Source organism: Bacillus sp. 01N45, from assembly GCF_056399205.1.
In genome coordinates this window covers 306,289-326,020 of the sequence record NZ_JBFTQW010000006.1, presented here as the reverse complement: position 1 = coordinate 326,020, position 19,732 = coordinate 306,289, and the positions used below count along the sequence as shown (strand labels likewise).

The window sequence follows — 19,732 nt, the reverse complement described above, 5'->3', positions numbered from 1 at the left end:
GGCTACCGCCCTGTATTACTTCCCGATACCACAGCAGTTTTTATATTTTTTACCGCTACCACATTTACATAAATCGTTGCGGCCTACTTGGTCACCTTTTACAACTGGTTTTTTCTTCGCTTCTTCGCCATCGCTAGATGGATGAACAGCTTCACCTTGAACAACTTCTTGACGCTCTAAGTTTTGTTCAATTTCAGCTTTCATAATGTAACGAGAAATTTCCTCTTCAATAGAAGCAATCATTGACTCGAACATTGCGAATCCTTCCATTTGATACTCACGAAGTGGATCAATTTGACCGTAAGCACGTAAATGAATACCTTCACGAAGGTGATCCATCGCATCAATATGCTCTGTCCATTTCGTATCTACTACACGGAATACAACAACTTTTTCGAACTCACGCATTTGCTCTTCTGGCAGAAGCTTTTCTTTGTCGTTGTAACGCTCTATTAATTTCGCGATAATTGGCTCGCTCATTTCCTCTGGAGCAAGACGACGTAACTCTTCTTCTTTTATATCGCCTTCTTGCAGAAGGTTGGCATTTAAGTAGTCAACAAGACCTTTAATGTTCCAATCTTCTTCAATTTCCTCTTGTGTATGAAGCGCAACAGCACGTTCTACTGTAGATTTCATCATACCTTCAATAATACTGCGTAAATTCTCAGAATCCATTACTTCTTGACGCTGTTTGTAAATAACTTCACGTTGCTGACGAAGTACATCATCGTACTGCAGTAACTGCTTACGTGCATCATAGTTATTTCCTTCTACACGTTTTTGTGCAGATTCTACCGCACGAGAAACCATTTTACTTTCAATCGGCTGTGAATCATCCATACCAAGACGATCCATCATCGCTTTCATATTGTCAGAACCGAATCGGCGCATTAGTTCATCTTCCATAGACAAGTAGAACTGCGTTACACCAGGGTCCCCTTGACGACCAGCACGACCACGTAACTGATTATCAATACGACGGCTTTCGTGACGCTCTGTACCGATAACTGCTAGACCAACGTTTTTAATATCGTCTCCAAGCTTAATATCCGTACCACGACCAGCCATATTCGTCGCAATCGTTACAGCACCTTTCATACCAGCTTCTGCAATGATATCTGCTTCACGCGCATGGTTTTTCGCGTTTAAAATGTTATGGCGTACACCTTTACGTGTTAACATTTTTGAAATAAGCTCTGACGTTTCAATTGCAACTGTACCGACAAGAATAGGTTGCCCTTGTTTATGACGATTTACAATATCCTCAACAACTGCATTGAATTTGCCTTCCATTGATTTGAAGATTAAATCAGCACGGTCATCACGAATAATATCTTTATTCGTTGGAATTACGATAACATTCATATTGTAAATACTACGGAATTCTTCTTCTTCCGTTTTCGCTGTACCAGTCATACCAGATAACTTTTCATACATACGGAAATAGTTCTGGAACGTAATTGTTGCGAGTGTCATACTTTCATTTTGAATTTCTACGCCTTCTTTTGCTTCAATAGCTTGGTGCAAACCTTCGCTATAACGACGACCTTTCATAAGACGACCAGTGAATTGGTCTACAATTACGATTTCGCCTTCTTGTACAACATAATCTGTATCAAGATGCATAACAACGTGTGCACGAAGCGCCTGATTAATATGGTGAAGAAGTGCGACATGTTTTAAATCGAATAAGTTTTCAATATGGAAAGCTTTCTCTGCTTTCGTAATACCATCTTCAGTTAACATTACATTTTTCGTTTTCACATCAAATGAATACTCTTTTTCATTTTCTAATGTACGAACGAATGCATTTGCAAACATGTATAGCTCTGTTGATTTTTGAGCTTGTCCCGAAATAATAAGCGGCGTACGTGCTTCATCGACTAAAATAGAATCGACTTCATCGATAATAGCAAAATGAAGTGGACGCTGAACGCACTGTTCTCTATATAAAACCATGTTGTCACGTAAGTAATCGAATCCAAGCTCATTATTTGTGCTATACGTAATATCAGCAGCATAAGCCTCTTGTTTCTCTTCGCGTGACATGCTGTTTAAGTTAATTCCTACTGTTAAGCCTAGGAACTCATGAAGTTGTCCCATTTCGCTCGCATCACGTTGTGCTAAGTATTCATTGACTGTAACAACGTGAACACCTTTTCCTGTTAAAGCATTTAAATATACAGGTAATGTAGATGTTAATGTTTTACCTTCACCCGTTTTCATCTCAGAGATATTCCCTTCATGTAAGGCAATACCACCCATTAACTGCACGCCATACGGACGCATTCCAAGAACACGAGTCGCAGCTTCGCGAACAACTGCAAAAGCTTCAGGAAGTAGATCATCTACTGTCTCACCTTTTGTTAGACGTTCTTTAAATTCAAGCGTCTTTCCTTTTAATTGTTCATCTGTTAGTGGCTTAATAGATGATTCTAATGCATCAATTTGCTCAACTGTCTTCTGCATACGTTTAATTTGGCGTTGATTTACATCAAATACCTTTTTTAAAATACCGATCATAGGAAATACGCTCCTCTTTTTTTATTAAAATAAAACTTCCGATTGTTTTTTCTTTTTCTATTACAATCAGTCGTTATAAAAATCAAATGTATGTTATGCCAATTTTTCTCCTAATTAAAAAAACTAAAATGTATATACCTAATGATAATTGTAACACTTGTCTTATAACTATGACAACAATCGGCCGAATGTCTCGTTCTAAATTAAGAAAACTTTAAAAAAAAATCTATTTTCAGCAAAAAAAGCGCAGCCATTTCGGCTGCGCTTTTGAATTATTATTTAGTTTCGATTAAACCATATTTCCCATCTTTACGGCCGTATACAACATTAGTTTCATTTGTATCAGCATTTGTGAAGACGAAGAAATTATGTCCTAGCATATCCATTTGTAGGATCGCTTCCTCAACGTCCATCGGTTTTAAATCAAATCGTTTTGTACGTACAAGTTCTAATTCATCCTCTTCTACCGCATCCAGAACAGCTACTGCTTCTGGAAGGATAAAGTTCGTTTTCATAGAACCTTTCTCACGTAACTTACGATTTACCTTTGTTTTATGTTTACGAATTTGTCGCTCAAGTTTATCAACTACTAAATCGATAGCAGCGTACATATCGCTATTAGTTTCTTCTGCACGAAGTAATAAATCAGTAAATGGAATTGTTACCTCGACACGTTGCTTGTCAGAGTATACTTTTAAATTAACTTTAATCTCTGGGAATGTATCAAAATAACGCTCTAACTTACTTAGTTTTTTCTCTACATATTCCTTTAATGCTGGAGTTACTTCAATATTTTCACCACGAATGTTGAATTTCATAGATGAATTCCTCCTTTCAAGCCTATGTACTATAATTTCGACATTGGCTTAAAAACTCCTTCTAACTTTTTTAAAAAAATTAGTGGAATTGCGATTTTTTTATCGTTTTTTGTTGATTTGTTGAAATGAAAAGATGCATCGTTTCTATCTTTATTTTATCCTATTAACATCGTGAATAACGAATATAACTGTGGACAATTCGTTACAGAAAAGAAACAACTTTTTGACAACTTGATTCATAACAAAAACCCCTTGCAAAAAACAAGAGGTTCTACCATATATATAACGTTGCCACAAACGCAGCTCTCTCTTCCCAAAAACAATATTCCTACAGTTTTACAACATTAGCTGCTTGTGGTCCACGTGCTCCATCTACAATGTCAAACTCAACTTGTTGCCCTTCTTCTAATGACTTATATCCATCTTGTTGAATAGCAGAAAAATGAACAAACACATCATCACCATCTTCACGCTCAATAAACCCAAATCCCTTTTCTGCATTGAACCATTTCACTCTTCCTTGCATGTTCATTCCATTCCCTTCACTCTAAAAATCAGGGCATTCGCCCCATACTTTGACTATAACGAATGACAACTTACGAAGTCAAAGAAGACTTATCGTCTTTTTATTATCCCTTTCGACAGTTACAGATCAACTTCTACAAAGCGTCAAACTAGAAACTTCCCTTGCTCCTCTATTGTATAAAAGACTTCCAATTTGTCTAACTGTAATTCCTGTCGTATATACATCATCAACGAGTAAAATATGTTGATCATGAAACATATCTTCTCCCTGAAAATAAAAAGGATTACTTCCCGAAAGCCTTTCTTTACGTGTCTTCTTACTTTGCTTTTCTGTTTCCCTTCTTCTTAATGAGGGATAAGAAATTTTGACAGGTAAACATGCTGCTAATAACTCTGCCTGATTAAAACCACGTTCATATTCCCGTTCCCTACTAAGCGGAACAGCAATAACACTTGAAATGCTCGTAAAATGCTTTTGAAACAGCTCCCGAAAGGATCGATAAAAAATATGAACTAACTCCGCATCTCCCCGAAACTTAAACTGTGCTAATATTTCTTTCATCTCATCATCGTACACGTGCAAAGAACGATTTTTAAAAGGACGATACTTCTCCTCTTTTATCCACCTTATGCAATCCACACAAATATCATTTTCTTTATATTCGGAAGTCAAGTCCTCTAAAGGTCGCCCACACTCCATGCAAATCTCTCCTATAATATAGGAAAGTTTCCGCTCACACCTATCACATATATATTTTTTGTGAGACTTTACAAAGAAGGTGTACCAACTAACTGTTTCCAACATATACTCATCGCAAAGTAGACAATGCATTAATCGATTAATCCTTGTTCTTTCGCCTTTTTGTTCATACTTTGAATATGCCTTTTCGCGCGTACCATCGCCTCTGTCTTACCGCAATGAAAATAAACGACCTCGCCATAAGGTTCTTCAAAACTACGACCTGCTCGGCCTGCAATTTGTACAAGCGCACTTTCTGAAAAGATTTCTTCTTCCGCCCCTAACACCGCAACTTGTAAATTCTTCACAGTTACTCCTCTCTCTAAAATTGTCGTTGTAACTAATAACGGAATTTCTCCCTTTCTGAAAGCTGCTACTTTTTCTTTTCTCATCGCATCTTCTGCATGTACACCATCGATTCTAGGATCCAACGTTTTCAATATCAGGCTCAATTCTTCTATATATCGCACATGAGGAACAAATAAAAAAATGGGATACTTTTTGCTTACGTACATTTCTAACCATTGTAGTAAAAATCGAGGGATTTTTTTCTGATGGAGGCTTTTCTTCCAATTTCCGCACCAGCAAAATAGAGGAACTGGTAACGGATGACGATGGTATCGTCCAGAGACAATGATACCTTTTTGTTTCCCGCTTCTGAAATTACGCTTCCACTTTTCATCTGGAGTTGCAGTTAAATAAATACGCGCTGCTTTCTCTTTCATCGCTTGTTGCACTGCATACTGCAACATTTGATCCGCATGATACGGGAAGGCATCGATCTCATCTACAATCATGACATGAAACGCTCTATAGTAACGTAACAATTGATGAGTCGTTGCAACGACTAACGCTGCATCTTTGTCCCTATCTTCACTTCCTCCGTATAAGGACGCTACATTTACATTTGGAAACACTTTTTGTAATCTCGGCGCTAATTCTAGTACAACGTCTGTTCTTGGCGTTGCGATACAAACCCTTTCTCCTTTTCGCAATGCCTCTTCCATACCGTAAAATAGCATTTCAGTTTTTCCAGCCCCGCACACAGCCCAAATAAAAAAAGAGTCTTTCTTCTTAATAGCTTCTATAACACCTTGCGCTGCCAAATCCTGACCAGTAGACAAGGTCCCGTTCCACTGTAACGAATTTATACCTTTTTCTCCTTTTCTTTCAGCGATCCCACGAACGAGTACAGCACATTCACTAACTCTTCCCATCGTTATACACTTCCGGCAATACGTACATACTTTACTGCACCTTTTACATAAAAATGACGCAAATAATCGCTGCTCTATATTTCCGCAGCGCTGACACATATATTTAGAAGCTTTCTTTTTTACACCTTGTACACATACGACCTCTCTCTTCTTTTTCAAATCTTGTAATGTATCCCGTAAATCTGAAGAGAGTTCCTCTAATAGTAACTGTTTCCCTGTTAACATCAGCAACCACCTCCATCACTACTATAAACCCTTCTCATAATCTCGTAAAAAATCAAAAAAGCCGATAACCTACTTATAAAATAGTAAGCTATCGACTTTATACACATGTTTTATTCGTTTATAAATCCTAGAATCTACCGTATCCTAAGAAATGTTTTTGGTTGTAGCTACTGCTTAAGCTAGCGTAAGCAATCCCTTTATCACCAGCATGAATCATTTGGCCATTCCCAACGTAAATACCGATGTGAGATGGACCTGGTTTATAAGTACCTTGGAAGAATACTAAATCTCCAGGTTGTGGGCTACTTACTTTAGAAACTGAGTTCCAGTAACCTGCAACGTCTTGACGACCTACGCCGAAGATGTAAGAAATGAATCCACTACAGTCAAAACCACCGTTTGATGGAGATGCACTTCCCCAAACATATGGTAAGCCTAAGTAACCTTGTGCTTTACCAATTACGCCACCCGCATTTGAAGCTGGTGCTGGCTCTGCTTGTTTTTTTTCTTGCTTAGGTGCTTCTTTTTTAGGCTCTTCTTTTTTAGGTTCTTCTTTTTTAGGTTCCTCTTTTTGAGCTTGTCCACCATTGTTTGCTGGTACTGCAGGTGCAGCTTGCTCTGCTGGTGCTTGTGCTGTAGGCGCTTGTGCATCTTTAGCAGCTTGTTCTGCTTGTTTTTGAGCAGCAGCTTCTTGTGCAGCTTTTTCTTGTGCTTCTTGTTCAGCAATACGTTGTAATTGTAGTGCTTGTTTTTCAAGATCTTTCAATTGACTTTCCGTACTTGTCATTGAAGTTACAACTGTATCCATTTTACCGCTTAAATCATTTACTGCAGTTGCTTTTTTCGCTTTTTCAGCGTCAAGTTCTTTCTTAGCAGTTTCAATTTGAGCTTGTGCTTCTTTTAATTCTTTTTGCTTTGTTTTTACCGTTTCAACATCTTTTTTCACGTTCGCTTGATCTTCTTGTTGTGTTTTCATGATATCTTCGTCAGACTCAAGAATTTTAGAAACAGAAGTTAAACGATCAACTAAATCTGCAACGTTTTTAGAGTTTACAAGAACTTCTGTTACAACGTTCGTATTTGGTTGTTCTTGAAGTGCAACTAAACGTTTTCTTAATAACTCTTCACGTTTTGCAATTTTCGTTTGTAGTTCTGCAATATCTTTATTTTTATTTTCGATTAATTGCTCAGTATCCGCAACTTTTTTCATTGTTTCATCAAGTTTTGAAGCATTCTCTTGAACAGATTTATCCAAACCTTGAATTGTTTTGTTTAAGTCATTCATTTGTTTTTGTAATACATCACGTTCTTGTTGTTGTTTATGTAAAGTGTCATTTTGTGTATTAATTTGTGATTTCACGTCAGAAATTTTATCTTCTGCAAATACATTTGGTGTTAGTCCTGAAAACATTAACCCTGCAACTAATGCGCAAGATGCCATTTTTAGCTTTTTCATTTTATTTTTTACACCGCTTTCTTTTGTCTTTTTTCCGTATATAACCTATAAAATTTATACCATAATTCGGGATTTTTTTTGCTAATGTTACGCTATTGTAAAACAAATGTAATATTATATGTAACTCTATCGCAAAATATGCATATTTTTGTATATATGTGTAGAATTTTAAAAGCTTTTTATAAGCAAAGAAAAAACGCAAGGTTTCCCTTACGTTTTGTTAAATACACTAATACGAATGAAATCAAAACGTTATTTCATCCATTTCTCAGCCCAATTTTGGACTTCATCCATAACACTTTCTAATGCTTTCCCTTTTTCAGTTAAGCCGTACTCGATTCGAACTGGTACTTCCGGATAAACATTACGAACTACAATGCCTTCACTTTCCAATTCCTTTAAACGCTCTGATAACATACGATCGCTCATATTCGGTATAATATCTGCGATTTCTCTAAAACGTTTTGACTCTTCAAGCAAAGATTTAATAATTAAGCCAGTCCATTTTTTACTAAGCAAAGTAAAAGCTGACTCAAACTTTGGACATAAACAAGAATTATGCTCCATATGTTTCACCTCTCTTCTATTATAATATAGTTTCTTGTAAAAAGTAAGTTATAAAACTTTCCTCATTATTTTATTTTACGTACATTTTACCATTTCCAAATATTAACTTGTCAACTACACGTAAAATATCCGTAAAAAAACCCTCTTCAAAAAGAGAGCTTTTTATATCTTATTACTTCGTATACCATCCAAGACCTAGTGCACCTTCACCTAAATGCGTACCAATTACAGCACCGAAATAACCTGTGCGGATTGTAACATGGGGATATTTTGCTTCTAATTCTGCCTTCCATTCATTCGCTTCCTCTTCACGTTGTGCATGAATGATAACTGCTTCCATAGGTACACCTTGACTTGCTTGCTCATCAAAAATTTCAACAATTCGTTTTAACGCTTTTTTACGTGTACGAATCTTTTCAAATGGAATAATGATTTTATCTCTAAAATATAAAACTGGCTTCACTTGTAACAAACTACCAATGAAAGCTTGTGCACTATTTAATCGTCCTCCACGTTGTAAATGATGTAAATCATCCACTACAAAATAAGCGTCCATCGTTTTCTTCATTTCATCAAAACGGGCAACGATCTCTTTCGGATCTTTTCCTTCGCTTGCTAATTTTGCCCCTTCACGTACATAAAATCCTTGTACTTCACAACTAATTTCAGAGTCGTACGTAAATACATCAATACCCTCTACCATTTGCCCGGCTGTCGTTGCCGTTTGATATGTACCACTAATCCCACTTGAAAGATGAATGCTAATAACCGCATCATAATCCTTAGATAGTTCTTCAAATAACTCAACAAACTTTCCGATTGCTGGCTGAGAAGTTTTCGGAAGTTCTTCTTGCTCACGTACTTTTACATAGAAATCATCTACTGAAATTTCAGCTTCTTCTTGATAAGATTCCGTTCCAAACACAACGTTTAATGGAATCATATATATATTGAGTTCATCACGAATATGCTTCGGTATATATGCTGTACTATCAGTAACAATAGCTGTTTTCATTTGCGTACCTGCCTTATAAAAAAGTTTTTATTCCCTAAGTTTACACGAAAACTAAAAATGGTGCATCCATACATAAAAATGCCGATTTGAAATAATACTTACCATCTCGACAAATTACAACAAAAAGTTGAAATACTCACCAAAAATTTCAACTTATTTATAAAAAATGTTTGAATATAAAAACGCTCGCTTTTAAAATGTAAAGTACTAGTCATTTTGGTAGATAGGGGCGTATACGAGTGTTATTACAATATTTAACAATCAAAGACTACGGTGAGCACGAAATTGTCATTCAAAAATCAAGATTTATTTGTTATGTTAGCAGAGCTACAACCGAAGCAGAAGCTCAAGAATTTATACAAAAAATAAAAAAACAAAATTGGAATGCCACACATAATTGTTCTGCGTATTTGATTGGCGAACAAGATCAAATCCAAAAAGCAAATGATGACGGAGAACCTAGCGGTACAGCTGGCGTACCTATGTTAGAGGTACTAAAAAAACGCGGTTTAAAAGATACCGTCGTTGTCGTTACACGCTATTTTGGTGGCATCAAACTTGGCGCAGGTGGATTAATTCGCGCATATGGAAAATGTACAAGCGAAGGCATTAATCATGTCGGTGTTGTTCAGCGAAAACTAATGCGTGTTATGCAGACCGAAATTGATTACACATTACTTGGCAAAATTGAAAATGAATTACGTAATTCGAAATATGCCATTAAAGATATACATTATCTCGAAAATGTCACATTTGATACGTATGTAGAAGAAGACGGAAAACAAGCATTCACAGATTGGATGATTGAGTTAACAAATGGGAAATGTACAATTACAGAAGGAGATATGTTGTACTTAGAACAAGATGTTATCTAAGAATAACTACATCCTCACCTTTAAAGATTAATGTAGTGAATTACTTTCCTACAAATGAACTAAGGAGATTATATATGGAAGAACGTTATTATCATCTCCAAAATAGCAGAATAAAAAAGAAACGAAGAAGAAAGTTTTTCTACTTCCTTATTTTCGTATTTTTATTTGGTGGTGTAGGACTTTATATATTAAATTCCTACTCTTCTCTCATGGGGATGTATAGTGGTTTTACTCGTCAAAAATCGGACTTGAGAACCGAAGATGTAGAAATTACAAAGGAGCCTTTTACACTCCTCATTATGGGTATAGAAGATTATGCAACGGACGGTCAAAACGGTCGTACAGATTCATTAATGTTTGCGACCGTCAATCCTAAAACTAAAAAGATTTCGCTTATGAGTATCCCTCGTGATAGTCGCGTTCCAATTGTTGGTAAGAACAAAGAGGACAAAATTAACGCTGCGCACGCTTACGGCGGAGAAGAAATGGCAATCAAAACTGTCGAAGGTTTTCTAAAAGTTCCTGTAGACCATTATATTAAAATTGATTTCCAAGGCTTTAAAGGAATTGTTGATGCTGTTGGCGGTGTTACTGTTGATGTCCCATTCGATTTTTGGGAGCGTTCAGACGTGGATTACTACAAAAAAATCGAATTTAAGCAAGGACAACAAGACTTAAATGGGGAAGAAGCACTCGCATACGTACGTATGCGAAAGCAGGATCCAAACGGCGATTATGGTCGGGCCACTAGACAAAGACAATTACTAGCCGCTGTTGCTCAAAAACTAAATTCAGCCTCTACCGTATTTAAAATTAAAGATTTAACAGCAGTCGTTGGAAAATATATAAAAACTGACATTCCTATTTCAGACGGACTGGCTCTTTATAATAAACTATCTGGATTTGATCCTTCTACAATGCAAACGTTCAAACTTGAAGGAGAAGACAAAAAAATAGGTGGTATTTATTACTTCCTTCCAGATCCAATCGGTGTAGAGACAGTACGTAACGAAATTAAAAAAGAATTAGGAGAAACAGCAAACACTCAAGAAAATCCAACTACAAAAACCGAATCAAACCATTCTTCAAATTCTAACTCTGACGAAAAGGCAAAGAAAGAAACGAATCAGAATCAGAACAAAACACCAACTGAACCACCTCCTTCTACGAATGCTCATGCAGAGTGGATTATGAGAAATCAGCAATAACAAAAAGAGCCAAATCGCATATGATTTGGCTCTTTTTATTTACTTATTAAAGTGTTGTAAAATTGCTTCTACAATGCGCTCTGATGCACGGCCATCACCGTAAGGATTAGATGCTTTTGACATCTTATCATGAGCTTCTTTATCTGATAACAACTCATCAGCAAGACCAAAGATTGTCTCTTCGTCTGTTCCTGCTAATTTCAATGTACCTGCTTCAATACCTTCTGGGCGCTCTGTTGTATCACGAAGAACAAGAACCGGTACACCAAGTGACGGCGCTTCCTCTTGTACACCACCAGAATCAGTTAACATTAAGTATGAACGAGCTGCAACATTGTGGAAATCAATTACATCTAGCGGCTCAATTAAATGAATTCGGCTATGATCGCCTAAAATATCATTCGCTGTCTCACGAACAACTGGGTTCATATGAACCGGATACACAACTTGTACGTCTTCATGCTTATCAACAAGACGTTTAATTGCACGGAACATATTACGCATTGGCTCTCCTAAGTTTTCACGGCGGTGAGCTGTCATAAGTACAAGACGATCGTTTCCAAGTTTCTCTAGTACAGGATGACTATATGTTTCTTTTACAGTCGTTTTTAGTGCGTCAATCGCTGTATTCCCTGTTATGAAAATGCGTGACTCATCTTTATTTTCTTTCTGTAAGTTCGTTGCTGATTTTGTTGTAGGTGAGAAATGAAGATCTGCCATGACGCCTGTTAATTGGCGATTCATCTCTTCTGGGTATGGAGAATATTTATCCCATGTACGAAGTCCTGCTTCAACATGCCCTACTGGAATTTGATTGTAGAAAGCAGCTAAACTCGCAATAAATGTTGTCGTTGTATCACCATGTACAAGTACAATATCCGGTTTTGCTTCTTTCATTACTTTATCCAAACCTTCTAAACCACGCGTTGTAATATCAATTAAAGTTTGGCGGTCTTTCATAATATTCAAATCGAAATCTGGCGTAATTCCAAAGATACTTAATACTTGGTCTAACATTTGACGATGTTGCGCTGTTACAGTCACAATCGACTCAATTTTTTCTGGATGTTTTTGCAACTCTAACACAAGAGGTGCCATTTTAATTGCTTCTGGACGTGTCCCGAAAATTGTCATTACTTTTAAACGTTCAGTCATTTCATTGCCTCTTTTCTTTCACTAGTTACAACTTCTATTATGACATATAAGAATATACATGAATACATGCCTTTTTAACGAATAACGGAAAATTCCCTCTTACAAATACTTTCTCTTCCAACCGAATAATAATCTATCTCTTGCTTCTTGACATCCTCAACAGTATAACAATTTCTTCCATCTAATAAAATAGGTTCTCTCATAAGTTGTGCGTACCTTTCTAACGGATAAGCTCGGATAGCCTCCCATTCTGTCATGATAAAAGCCGCACTCGCTCCTCTAATCGATTCATCTATACATTCGCTATATTGTATAGTCTCTCCAAAGATATTTTTCATATTTGGAATCGCTTTTGGGTCATATAGAACTACATCCGCACCTATATGAATTAATTCTTGTATCATAATAAGGGACGGTGCGTCTCTTATATCATCAGTATTCGGTTTAAATGCCGCTCCCAGCACCGCAATCCGCTTCTTGTTCATATTTAATACTTTCTTCGCTTTCTCAATCAATAACAACTGTTGTTTATTATTCACTTCAATGACTGCTTTTAACAAGCGAAAATCATGCGCCACATTCCCTGCAATTTGCACAAGGGCTTTCGTATCTTTCGGAAAACACGAACCCCCATAACCAATGCCCGCATTTAAAAAAGACGCTCCAATTCTCTTATCCATTCCCATCCCTTTTGCAACGTCTAATACATTGGCCCCTACCTTCTCACATATATTTGAAATTTCATTGATAAAACTAATTTTTGTCGCTAAAAAAGCATTGGATGCATATTTAATCATCTCTGCACTTTTTATATTTGTAACATACGTTTTTAAGCGTAATTCACTATACAAATTCTCCACTTTTCGTGCCGCTTCCTCATTATCTGCTCCAATTACAATACGATCTCCCTGAAAAAAATCGTAAATCCCTGAACCTTCCCGTAAAAATTCCGGATTCGATACGATATGTAATTCATATCTATTTAGTAATTTCTCCTCAATCCATCCCCTCATAACATCATTTGTACCTACAGGAACCGTACTTTTCGTAACGACAATAATGTCATTCGTCGCATATGTTCCAATATCGTCACAAGCACTTCGAATATATGTTAAATCCGCTGTCCCATCTAATAAAGATGGCGTTCCAACTGCAATAAATATAAATTCTGCATCGTAAAATGCTTTTACTCTACTTGTTGTAAAAGTTAAACAATCATTCTCACATGCATCATTTATTAATTCATATAAACCCGCTTCATAAATAGGCAGATCTCCTTGCTTTATCCGTTCAATTTTCTCATCATTTATATCAAAACATGTGACTGAATGGCCTAACATTGCCAATCCTACTCCTGTAATTAATCCAACGTATCCGGTACCTATTATCGTAATTTTCATTTCCTTTTCGCACAGGAATATACAATAGAAAATATACGAATACATAGAATTCTCCCTGTGCTTCCCCCTCTCACATTAAAAATGAGAAAACTCTTTTACTTCTTTATTATATGAATTACTTTTTCCATTCTTTTTTAAGTTTTTGTAAAATTACATGTAAGAATATAAAATGAAACTTTATTCAGTAAGGGTCATCCATCCCCGGCTAATTATTAGTTAAACCAATCAGGCTTTTACAGGAATTAAGATCCCCACCTAACTTCTTTTCTCCAACTGAATTTTGAGGTGCGAACCTTACTGCCCGTTCATGCGGATAAATTCCCACATTTTAACACGGAACTTACTCATTTCTAGGTGTAACACTTATAATACTGAAATAAAAATATTCATTATCGAAAAAAGAGAAAATGTCATATTCTAAAGTCCAATACAATTAACCTTCTCAAACGATTCAACATTCTGTATACAATTGTCATATATTCTATCCGCTTCCATTTACCACACAAAGAAAAAAAGATTGAATTCTAATCTTTTTGTGATACCATATGTTATGAGCCTGTAAATAAACATCATAATTTTCAGATAAATATATTTAAAAAAATTACGTTAGACTATAAAAGGGTGGGGTATTAATGGACTCACAAGTGATTTATGCCATCTTGGCATCTTTCATCACTGTACTCGTCGTTACTCCTTTAGTTATTAAGTTAGCTTTTAAAATAGGAGCAACAGATAAGCCAAACGCTCGTAAAGTGCATCAAAAGATTATGCCTCGTCTTGGCGGGTTAGCGATATTTATTGGTGTAGCTGTAGGATTTGTTGTCGGCGGCTTATACGAACAAAGAATGTTATCGATAACGCTAGGTGCGATTATCATTGTAATCATCGGTATTTTAGATGATATGTACGAGTTATCTGCGAAGGTAAAATTCGGTGGGCAACTACTAGTTGCCATGATGATTGTAAAAAGTGGATTATTAGTGCAAGTATTATATATCCCAATCCTCGGGGATACTGAACTTGGATGGCTTGCTTATCCAATTACAGTATTTTGGATTGTAGGTATTACAAATGCAATCAACTTAATTGATGGCTTAGATGGGTTATCTGCTGGTATTTCATCTATCGTACTTGCAACGCTAGCATATATGGCCTTCACTAGCCCATGGGGCACTGGAGCCGCTATTATCTTACCACTAGCATTAATTACATTAGCAAGTACAATTGGATTTTTATTCTACAACTTCCATCCAGCAAAAATTTTCATGGGAGATACAGGCGCGCTATTTTTAGGATACTGTATTTCTGTTATATCGTTACTTGGATTATACAAAAGTGTAACGTTATTCAGCTTTATCGTTCCAGTTATCATTTTAGGCGTACCTGTATTTGATACGACATTTGCAATTATCCGTCGTATCGTAAATAAAAAACCTATTTCAGCACCAGATAAATCGCATTTACATCACCGTTTACTTGCAATGGGCTTCTCTCATCGTAAAACGGTACTAATTATATACGCATTCGGTATTTTCTTTAGTGTAAATGCAATCATTTTCTCTAGTGCGACATTATGGTTATCCATTATTCTTCTTTTCGTTTTAATCTTCTTTACAGAAATCATTGCTGAAGTAATTGGGCTTGTACATGAACGTTACAAACCACTTATTTCCTTTTATAAAAAAGTGAAAAAACGTGAAGACTAATTGTAGTATAGCCTTTACAATTATGAAATATTCAAATAGCATCCTCTTTCTTATAAGAGGATGCTATTTTTTATTCATCATTTTATATTTCCAAAATATAGATTGTTTGAGAGCCCCACTATTGGAGAAAGATATACATAATAAGAAAAGGATTATATTTTCTTTTTTACATCTTGATTGTCAAACTGAGGGTGAATGTTATGATCAAGCGAGTATTTCAATACGTTATTTTATTTTTAACAATTACTATGTACGCGTCATCTCATGCAGGAGCAACTACAATGACCCCTGCTGAACATCATCCAAATACTGAAACTACCTCTCCTACAAAAAAAATCGCGTACTTAACATTTGATGACGGACCAAACAAATATACTACGCAAATTTTAAACATCTTAAAGGAAAAGAACGGAAAAGCAACTTTCTTTGTTATTGGTGGAAAAGTACCACATTATAAAAAAACAATGCAACGATTAATTCAAGAGGGGCATTATATCGGACTTCACAGTATGTCACACGATGTAAAACGCCTTTACACTGGTGATCCATCCGCTTTAATTACAGAAATGGAACAAACACAAAATATTGTTCAGCAAGTTACAAAATTAAATTCACATCTCGTTCGTGTCCCGTATGGTAGCATGCCTTACTTAAAAAAGAATTACCGTGATGCACTTGTATCCGCCCAGTATAAAATGTGGGATTGGACAATCGATACATATGACTGGAAAAGCTATGACAATCCTTCTGCCATACTAGAAAGAGTACGTAATCAGAGCGATGAACAAGTCGAAGTGATTTTAATGCATGATTCGAGTGTAACCGTACAAATACTGCCTAAAGTAATTGATTACTTACAGTCACAAGGATACAAACTTCTTCCCTATAATCCATCTTCTCACCTCGAAGTGAACTTTTGGAAAGACACAAGATTGTAACAGCTTTAGTGCCTATTTGCTAAAGCTGTTTTATTTTTCTCTTCCCACCCTTCCCATTTTTGTGTAAAATTTTAAATAGTGATGAAGTTTCGAGGTGAATAGAAATGAAACGAATAGATCTCATTTTTAACGCAATACAAGAAGGCAATTATATAGAAGGTGTAACCGCATCAGAACTCGCTACCCTGTTGCAACTAGATCGTGCCAATGTAAGTAGCGACTTAAACAAACTTGTAAAAGATAAACGTTTATTAAAAACAAATACGCGTCCTGTTCGTTTTTATATAGAAACGAACGCTTCGTTGGAAACGCATTCAAAGAAAATGAATTCATTAGATACATTTGCAATTGAAAATACAAGCCTTAAAATCGCAATCGAAAAAGCGAAAGCTTCTATTCTCTATCCTCCAAACGGTATGCATACTTTACTGCTAGGAGAAACAGGGGTCGGAAAATCTATGTTCGCTTCTTTAATGCACGAATATGCAATTGAAGTTGAACAGCTTCCTAAAAATGCACCATTTATCGTCTTTAACTGTGCCGATTACGCAAATAATCCACAGCTACTACTGGGGCAGTTATTTGGGATTAAAAAAGGAGCTTATACAGGGGCAAGTGATCAAAAAGGGTTAATTGAAAAAGCACATGAAGGGATCCTTTTCTTAGATGAAGTACATCGCCTTCCTCCAGAGGGACAAGAAATGCTTTTCACCTTTATTGACCGCGGGGTATACCGCCGCCTTGGAGAAACAGAAAACGAGCGTAAAGCACAAGTATTAATCATTACTGCAACAACAGAAGAACCAAATTCATTTTTATTAAAAACATTTACAAGACGTATACCAATGACTGTTACGCTGCCACCACTTCGTGAGCGTACACATAAAGAACGATTTGCTTTACTGCAACTATTTTTCACAAATGAAGCAATCCGTCTGCGAAAAGAAATTCACGTTAGTCCGAATGCAATGCGCGCTTTCGTCTTTTACAATTGCCCCAATAACATCGGGCAATTAAAAACGGATGTACAAATTGCCTGTGCGAAAGCCTATTCTGACCTTGTGACAAAGAAACGTGATTCTGTCTACGTTTCAAGTACAGATTTACCTTGGTATATGAAAGAAGGGCTATTCATTGAAAGAAAGAGCCGTCATCTATACCAAATACCAAATGAAACATTTATATTTACAGGTGATGAAGGTTGGAGTAATCATAAAATAGAGAATGAAAAACGTTCTTCTATTTACGATTATATTGATTATAAATACGAAGAACTTCAAGCTCGCGGTATTGAAGAAGACGAATTAGAATTACTAATAGAAAATGATATTCAAAGCTTTTTCGTACAATATTTTAACCAAATTTCTAAAAAAACAAGTCATGAAAATGTTTTTAAAATTGTGGATCGTAATATCGTTTCCGTATGTGAAAGAATTGCGGAACTTGCTGAAAAGCATTTATCTAAGACGTTTGATGAAAAAGTATTTCTCGCTTTAAGCTTACATGTACAGACAACTCTACAACGTTTGCAAGCTGGGAAACAAATTCATCACCCACAATTAAATCAAATTCGTACGAAATATAAGGACGCTTTTTCCGTAGCTATGCAATGCATTCAACTACTGGAGGACGAATTACAAATAACAATGCCTATTGATGAAGCAGGCTTTTTAACAATGTTCTTCGTTGTTGATCCAATTCCTGCCTCACAAACAGAAGTAAAAGTATTAATATTAGCGCACGGCAACGGCATCGCAACAGAAATGGCAAACGTCGCAAACGAACTGCTCGGCATCGAGGAAGTAACCGGTATCGATATGCCGTTACATGAATCGCCGAAAGATTTCTTAGAGCGTGTGAAAGTGTATATGAAAACACTCCAAAATGTAAATGGACTTCTCTTACTCGTCGATATGGGCTCTCTCGCTTATATTGGTGATATATTAGAAACTGAGTTCAAAATTCCGGTACGTGTTCTTTCCATGACAAGCACTCCACATGCACTAGAAGCAGCTCGAAAAGCTCAACTTGGCTACTCGTTAGATGCATTATATGAAACAGTGAAGAACTTAACACCGTTTTACTTAAACGTACAAGAAGAAAAGAAAAAGCCACTATCACCAATGAAGTCTGTTATTTTAACAGCTTGTTTAACTGGGGAAGGCAGTGCTTTAGCTATTCAAAAAATGTTAGAGAACTATTTGCGATTTGACAAAGACTTAATTGAAATTATTCCGATTAGTATCGTCCATGAAAAAGATTTAACGAAAATGATTGAGAACATAAAAAAAGAGCGGAATATCATTTGTATCGTCACAAATTTCGATGTGCAGGTGCCATGCTTAACATACCATTTCCAAGACATTGTAAACTACACAGCGATTCAGCCAATTCAAGAATTAATTACGTATGAAGAAACATATGCAAAAATGGCTGATATTCTGGAACAACAAATGCAGCGGAACGACGGAGCATTACTTATTAAAACAATTCGTTACGCATTAAATACAATTCAAGAATTAATTTCCTTACAGCTAACTCCTGACAGCTTAATGGGTGTGATTCTGCATATGAGCTGTATGGTAGACCGTCTTCAAAAAGGAGAAAGCCTCCTCCCTCATCCAGATAAAGAGAAACGAAGACAAGATGAGTACTGGATGTATATGAAAGTGAAAAAAGCATTACAACCAATTGAAAATACATTTGAAATACAAATACCTGATGATGAAGTGTTTTATATCATGGACTTCTTCATTAAAAATCAGCCTGTAAAAAATTAATCGAAGCAGTTTTTTAAATATATCGACCGTAACGCGAATTATATTAGCGATTTTCACAATATATCGATTTACCGACAATAACCACTAAAATTTGTACCTTATAGGAAAAAAGGCTGTTCCAAAATATGGACAGCCTTTTTTCTACTTCTTTACTTTTCTGATTCTCCCCCTGATTTCGCCCTTCTTATTCGACTTCGTATAAACATTTACATATACATTTGCCTGAATGATTTCTTGAAGTAGGCTATCAAACGCTCTCCCCTGTAAAGGCCCTTCAAAATCTTCCACATTGACTACACCGGTCACGACTCCTTCATTTACACTAATACCTTGCTTTATTGGACCAAACAAATTTAAAACCACTGGACCTATTTGATCCGCTTTTCCTAAATGAATTTGGCATGATGTAACTTTTTCGATGTTTTTCAATATGATCCGATATTGTAATTTCTTTAAATCATCACTAAATATAAACTCTGTTACACCATAAGCTTCTGTATTTACAGGAGGTAGTTCCCTCTTCCCTGTTAACCTCGCAAAGAAATGTGTTGTCATACAGGCATTCTCCTTATATAAATTTCCCAG

General features: G+C 36.2%; 15 protein-coding genes and 1 pseudogene. 5 read left to right on the top strand and 11 right to left on the bottom strand.

What is annotated here, in order from left to right:
• Positions 1–15: 15 nt before the first annotated feature.
• The 8 genes and pseudogenes from secA to AC1DMU_RS16730 all read right to left on the bottom strand — a co-directional run bounded on the left by secA (position 16) and on the right by AC1DMU_RS16730 (position 9,085).
• Positions 16–2,523 carry a preprotein translocase subunit SecA gene (gene secA / locus AC1DMU_RS16765; RefSeq protein ID WP_048542521.1) on the bottom strand — a complete coding sequence of 836 codons (2,508 nt, stop codon included), beginning with the start codon at positions 2,521–2,523 and terminating at the stop codon, positions 16–18.
• Between the two features lie 275 nt (positions 2,524–2,798).
• Positions 2,799–3,341 (bottom strand): ribosome hibernation-promoting factor, HPF/YfiA family, encoded by a 543-nt coding sequence (gene hpf / locus AC1DMU_RS16760; protein ID WP_000671189.1) that lies wholly within the window; start codon positions 3,339–3,341, stop codon positions 2,799–2,801.
• A 328-nt stretch (positions 3,342–3,669) separates the two neighbouring features.
• Positions 3,670–3,867 carry a cold shock protein CspC gene (gene cspC / locus AC1DMU_RS16755; RefSeq protein ID WP_001990088.1) on the bottom strand — a complete coding sequence of 66 codons (198 nt, stop codon included), beginning with the start codon at positions 3,865–3,867 and terminating at the stop codon, positions 3,670–3,672.
• Between the two features lie 126 nt (positions 3,868–3,993).
• Positions 3,994–4,698, bottom strand: coding sequence for a ComF family protein (locus AC1DMU_RS16750; protein WP_215558972.1), 705 nt, complete (start codon positions 4,696–4,698; stop codon positions 3,994–3,996).
• Positions 4,698–6,047, bottom strand: a complete 1,350-nt coding sequence (gene comFA, locus AC1DMU_RS16745; protein WP_372471096.1) for an ATP-dependent helicase ComFA — start codon at positions 6,045–6,047, stop codon at positions 4,698–4,700. Before comFA ends, AC1DMU_RS16750 begins: the two co-directional genes overlap by 1 nt.
• Positions 6,048–6,174: 127 nt before the next feature.
• Positions 6,175–7,609 (bottom strand): annotated as a pseudogene (locus AC1DMU_RS16740) (C40 family peptidase).
• 146 nt (positions 7,610–7,755) lie between these two features.
• On the bottom strand, positions 7,756–8,070 hold the full coding sequence (locus tag AC1DMU_RS16735) for a winged helix-turn-helix transcriptional regulator (protein ID WP_000400858.1): 315 nt from the start codon (positions 8,068–8,070) through the stop codon (positions 7,756–7,758).
• Positions 8,071–8,242: 172 nt separating this feature from the next.
• Entirely contained in the window at positions 8,243–9,085 is an 843-nt protein-coding gene (locus tag AC1DMU_RS16730) for a DegV family protein (protein WP_088064804.1), read from the bottom strand.
• Between the two features lie 239 nt (positions 9,086–9,324).
• Between AC1DMU_RS16730 and AC1DMU_RS16725 the strand changes: the two genes are divergently transcribed.
• Together AC1DMU_RS16725 and AC1DMU_RS16720 are read left to right on the top strand one after the other, a co-directional pair.
• Positions 9,325–9,960: a YigZ family protein gene (locus tag AC1DMU_RS16725; protein WP_000926678.1), complete on the top strand. Its 636-nt coding sequence runs from the start codon at positions 9,325–9,327 to the stop codon at positions 9,958–9,960.
• A gap of 74 nt (positions 9,961–10,034) precedes the next feature.
• On the top strand, positions 10,035–11,168 hold the full coding sequence (locus AC1DMU_RS16720) for an LCP family protein (protein WP_088064805.1): 1,134 nt from the start codon (positions 10,035–10,037) through the stop codon (positions 11,166–11,168).
• Positions 11,169–11,207: 39 nt separating this feature from the next.
• Here the strand turns inward: AC1DMU_RS16720 and wecB are convergent, their stop codons facing one another.
• Together wecB and AC1DMU_RS16710 are read right to left on the bottom strand one after the other, a co-directional pair.
• Positions 11,208–12,323, bottom strand: a complete 1,116-nt coding sequence (wecB, locus tag AC1DMU_RS16715; RefSeq protein WP_000140139.1) for a non-hydrolyzing UDP-N-acetylglucosamine 2-epimerase — start codon at positions 12,321–12,323, stop codon at positions 11,208–11,210.
• A gap of 74 nt (positions 12,324–12,397) precedes the next feature.
• A complete protein-coding gene (locus AC1DMU_RS16710) occupies positions 12,398–13,768 on the bottom strand; it encodes a UDP-glucose dehydrogenase family protein (protein ID WP_142291830.1) in 1,371 nt (456 codons plus the stop codon).
• Positions 13,769–14,355: 587 nt separating this feature from the next.
• Between AC1DMU_RS16710 and AC1DMU_RS16705 the strand changes: the two genes are divergently transcribed.
• The 3 genes from AC1DMU_RS16705 (at position 14,356) to AC1DMU_RS16695 (ending at position 19,147) form a co-directional block, all read left to right on the top strand.
• Entirely contained in the window at positions 14,356–15,429 is a 1,074-nt protein-coding gene (locus AC1DMU_RS16705) for a glycosyltransferase family 4 protein (RefSeq protein WP_000378314.1), read from the top strand.
• 200 nt (positions 15,430–15,629) lie between these two features.
• Entirely contained in the window at positions 15,630–16,367 is a 738-nt protein-coding gene (locus AC1DMU_RS16700; protein WP_088064806.1) for a polysaccharide deacetylase family protein, read from the top strand.
• Between the two features lie 104 nt (positions 16,368–16,471).
• Positions 16,472–19,147, top strand: a complete 2,676-nt coding sequence (locus AC1DMU_RS16695) for a sigma-54-dependent transcriptional regulator (protein WP_215558974.1) — start codon at positions 16,472–16,474, stop codon at positions 19,145–19,147.
• Positions 19,148–19,288: 141 nt separating this feature from the next.
• On the opposite strand, the gene exsM is transcribed toward AC1DMU_RS16695, so the two are convergent.
• On the bottom strand, positions 19,289–19,702 hold the full coding sequence (gene exsM / locus AC1DMU_RS16690; protein WP_048542536.1) for an exosporium regulatory protein ExsM: 414 nt from the start codon (positions 19,700–19,702) through the stop codon (positions 19,289–19,291).
• Between the last annotated feature and the right edge of the window lie 30 nt (positions 19,703–19,732).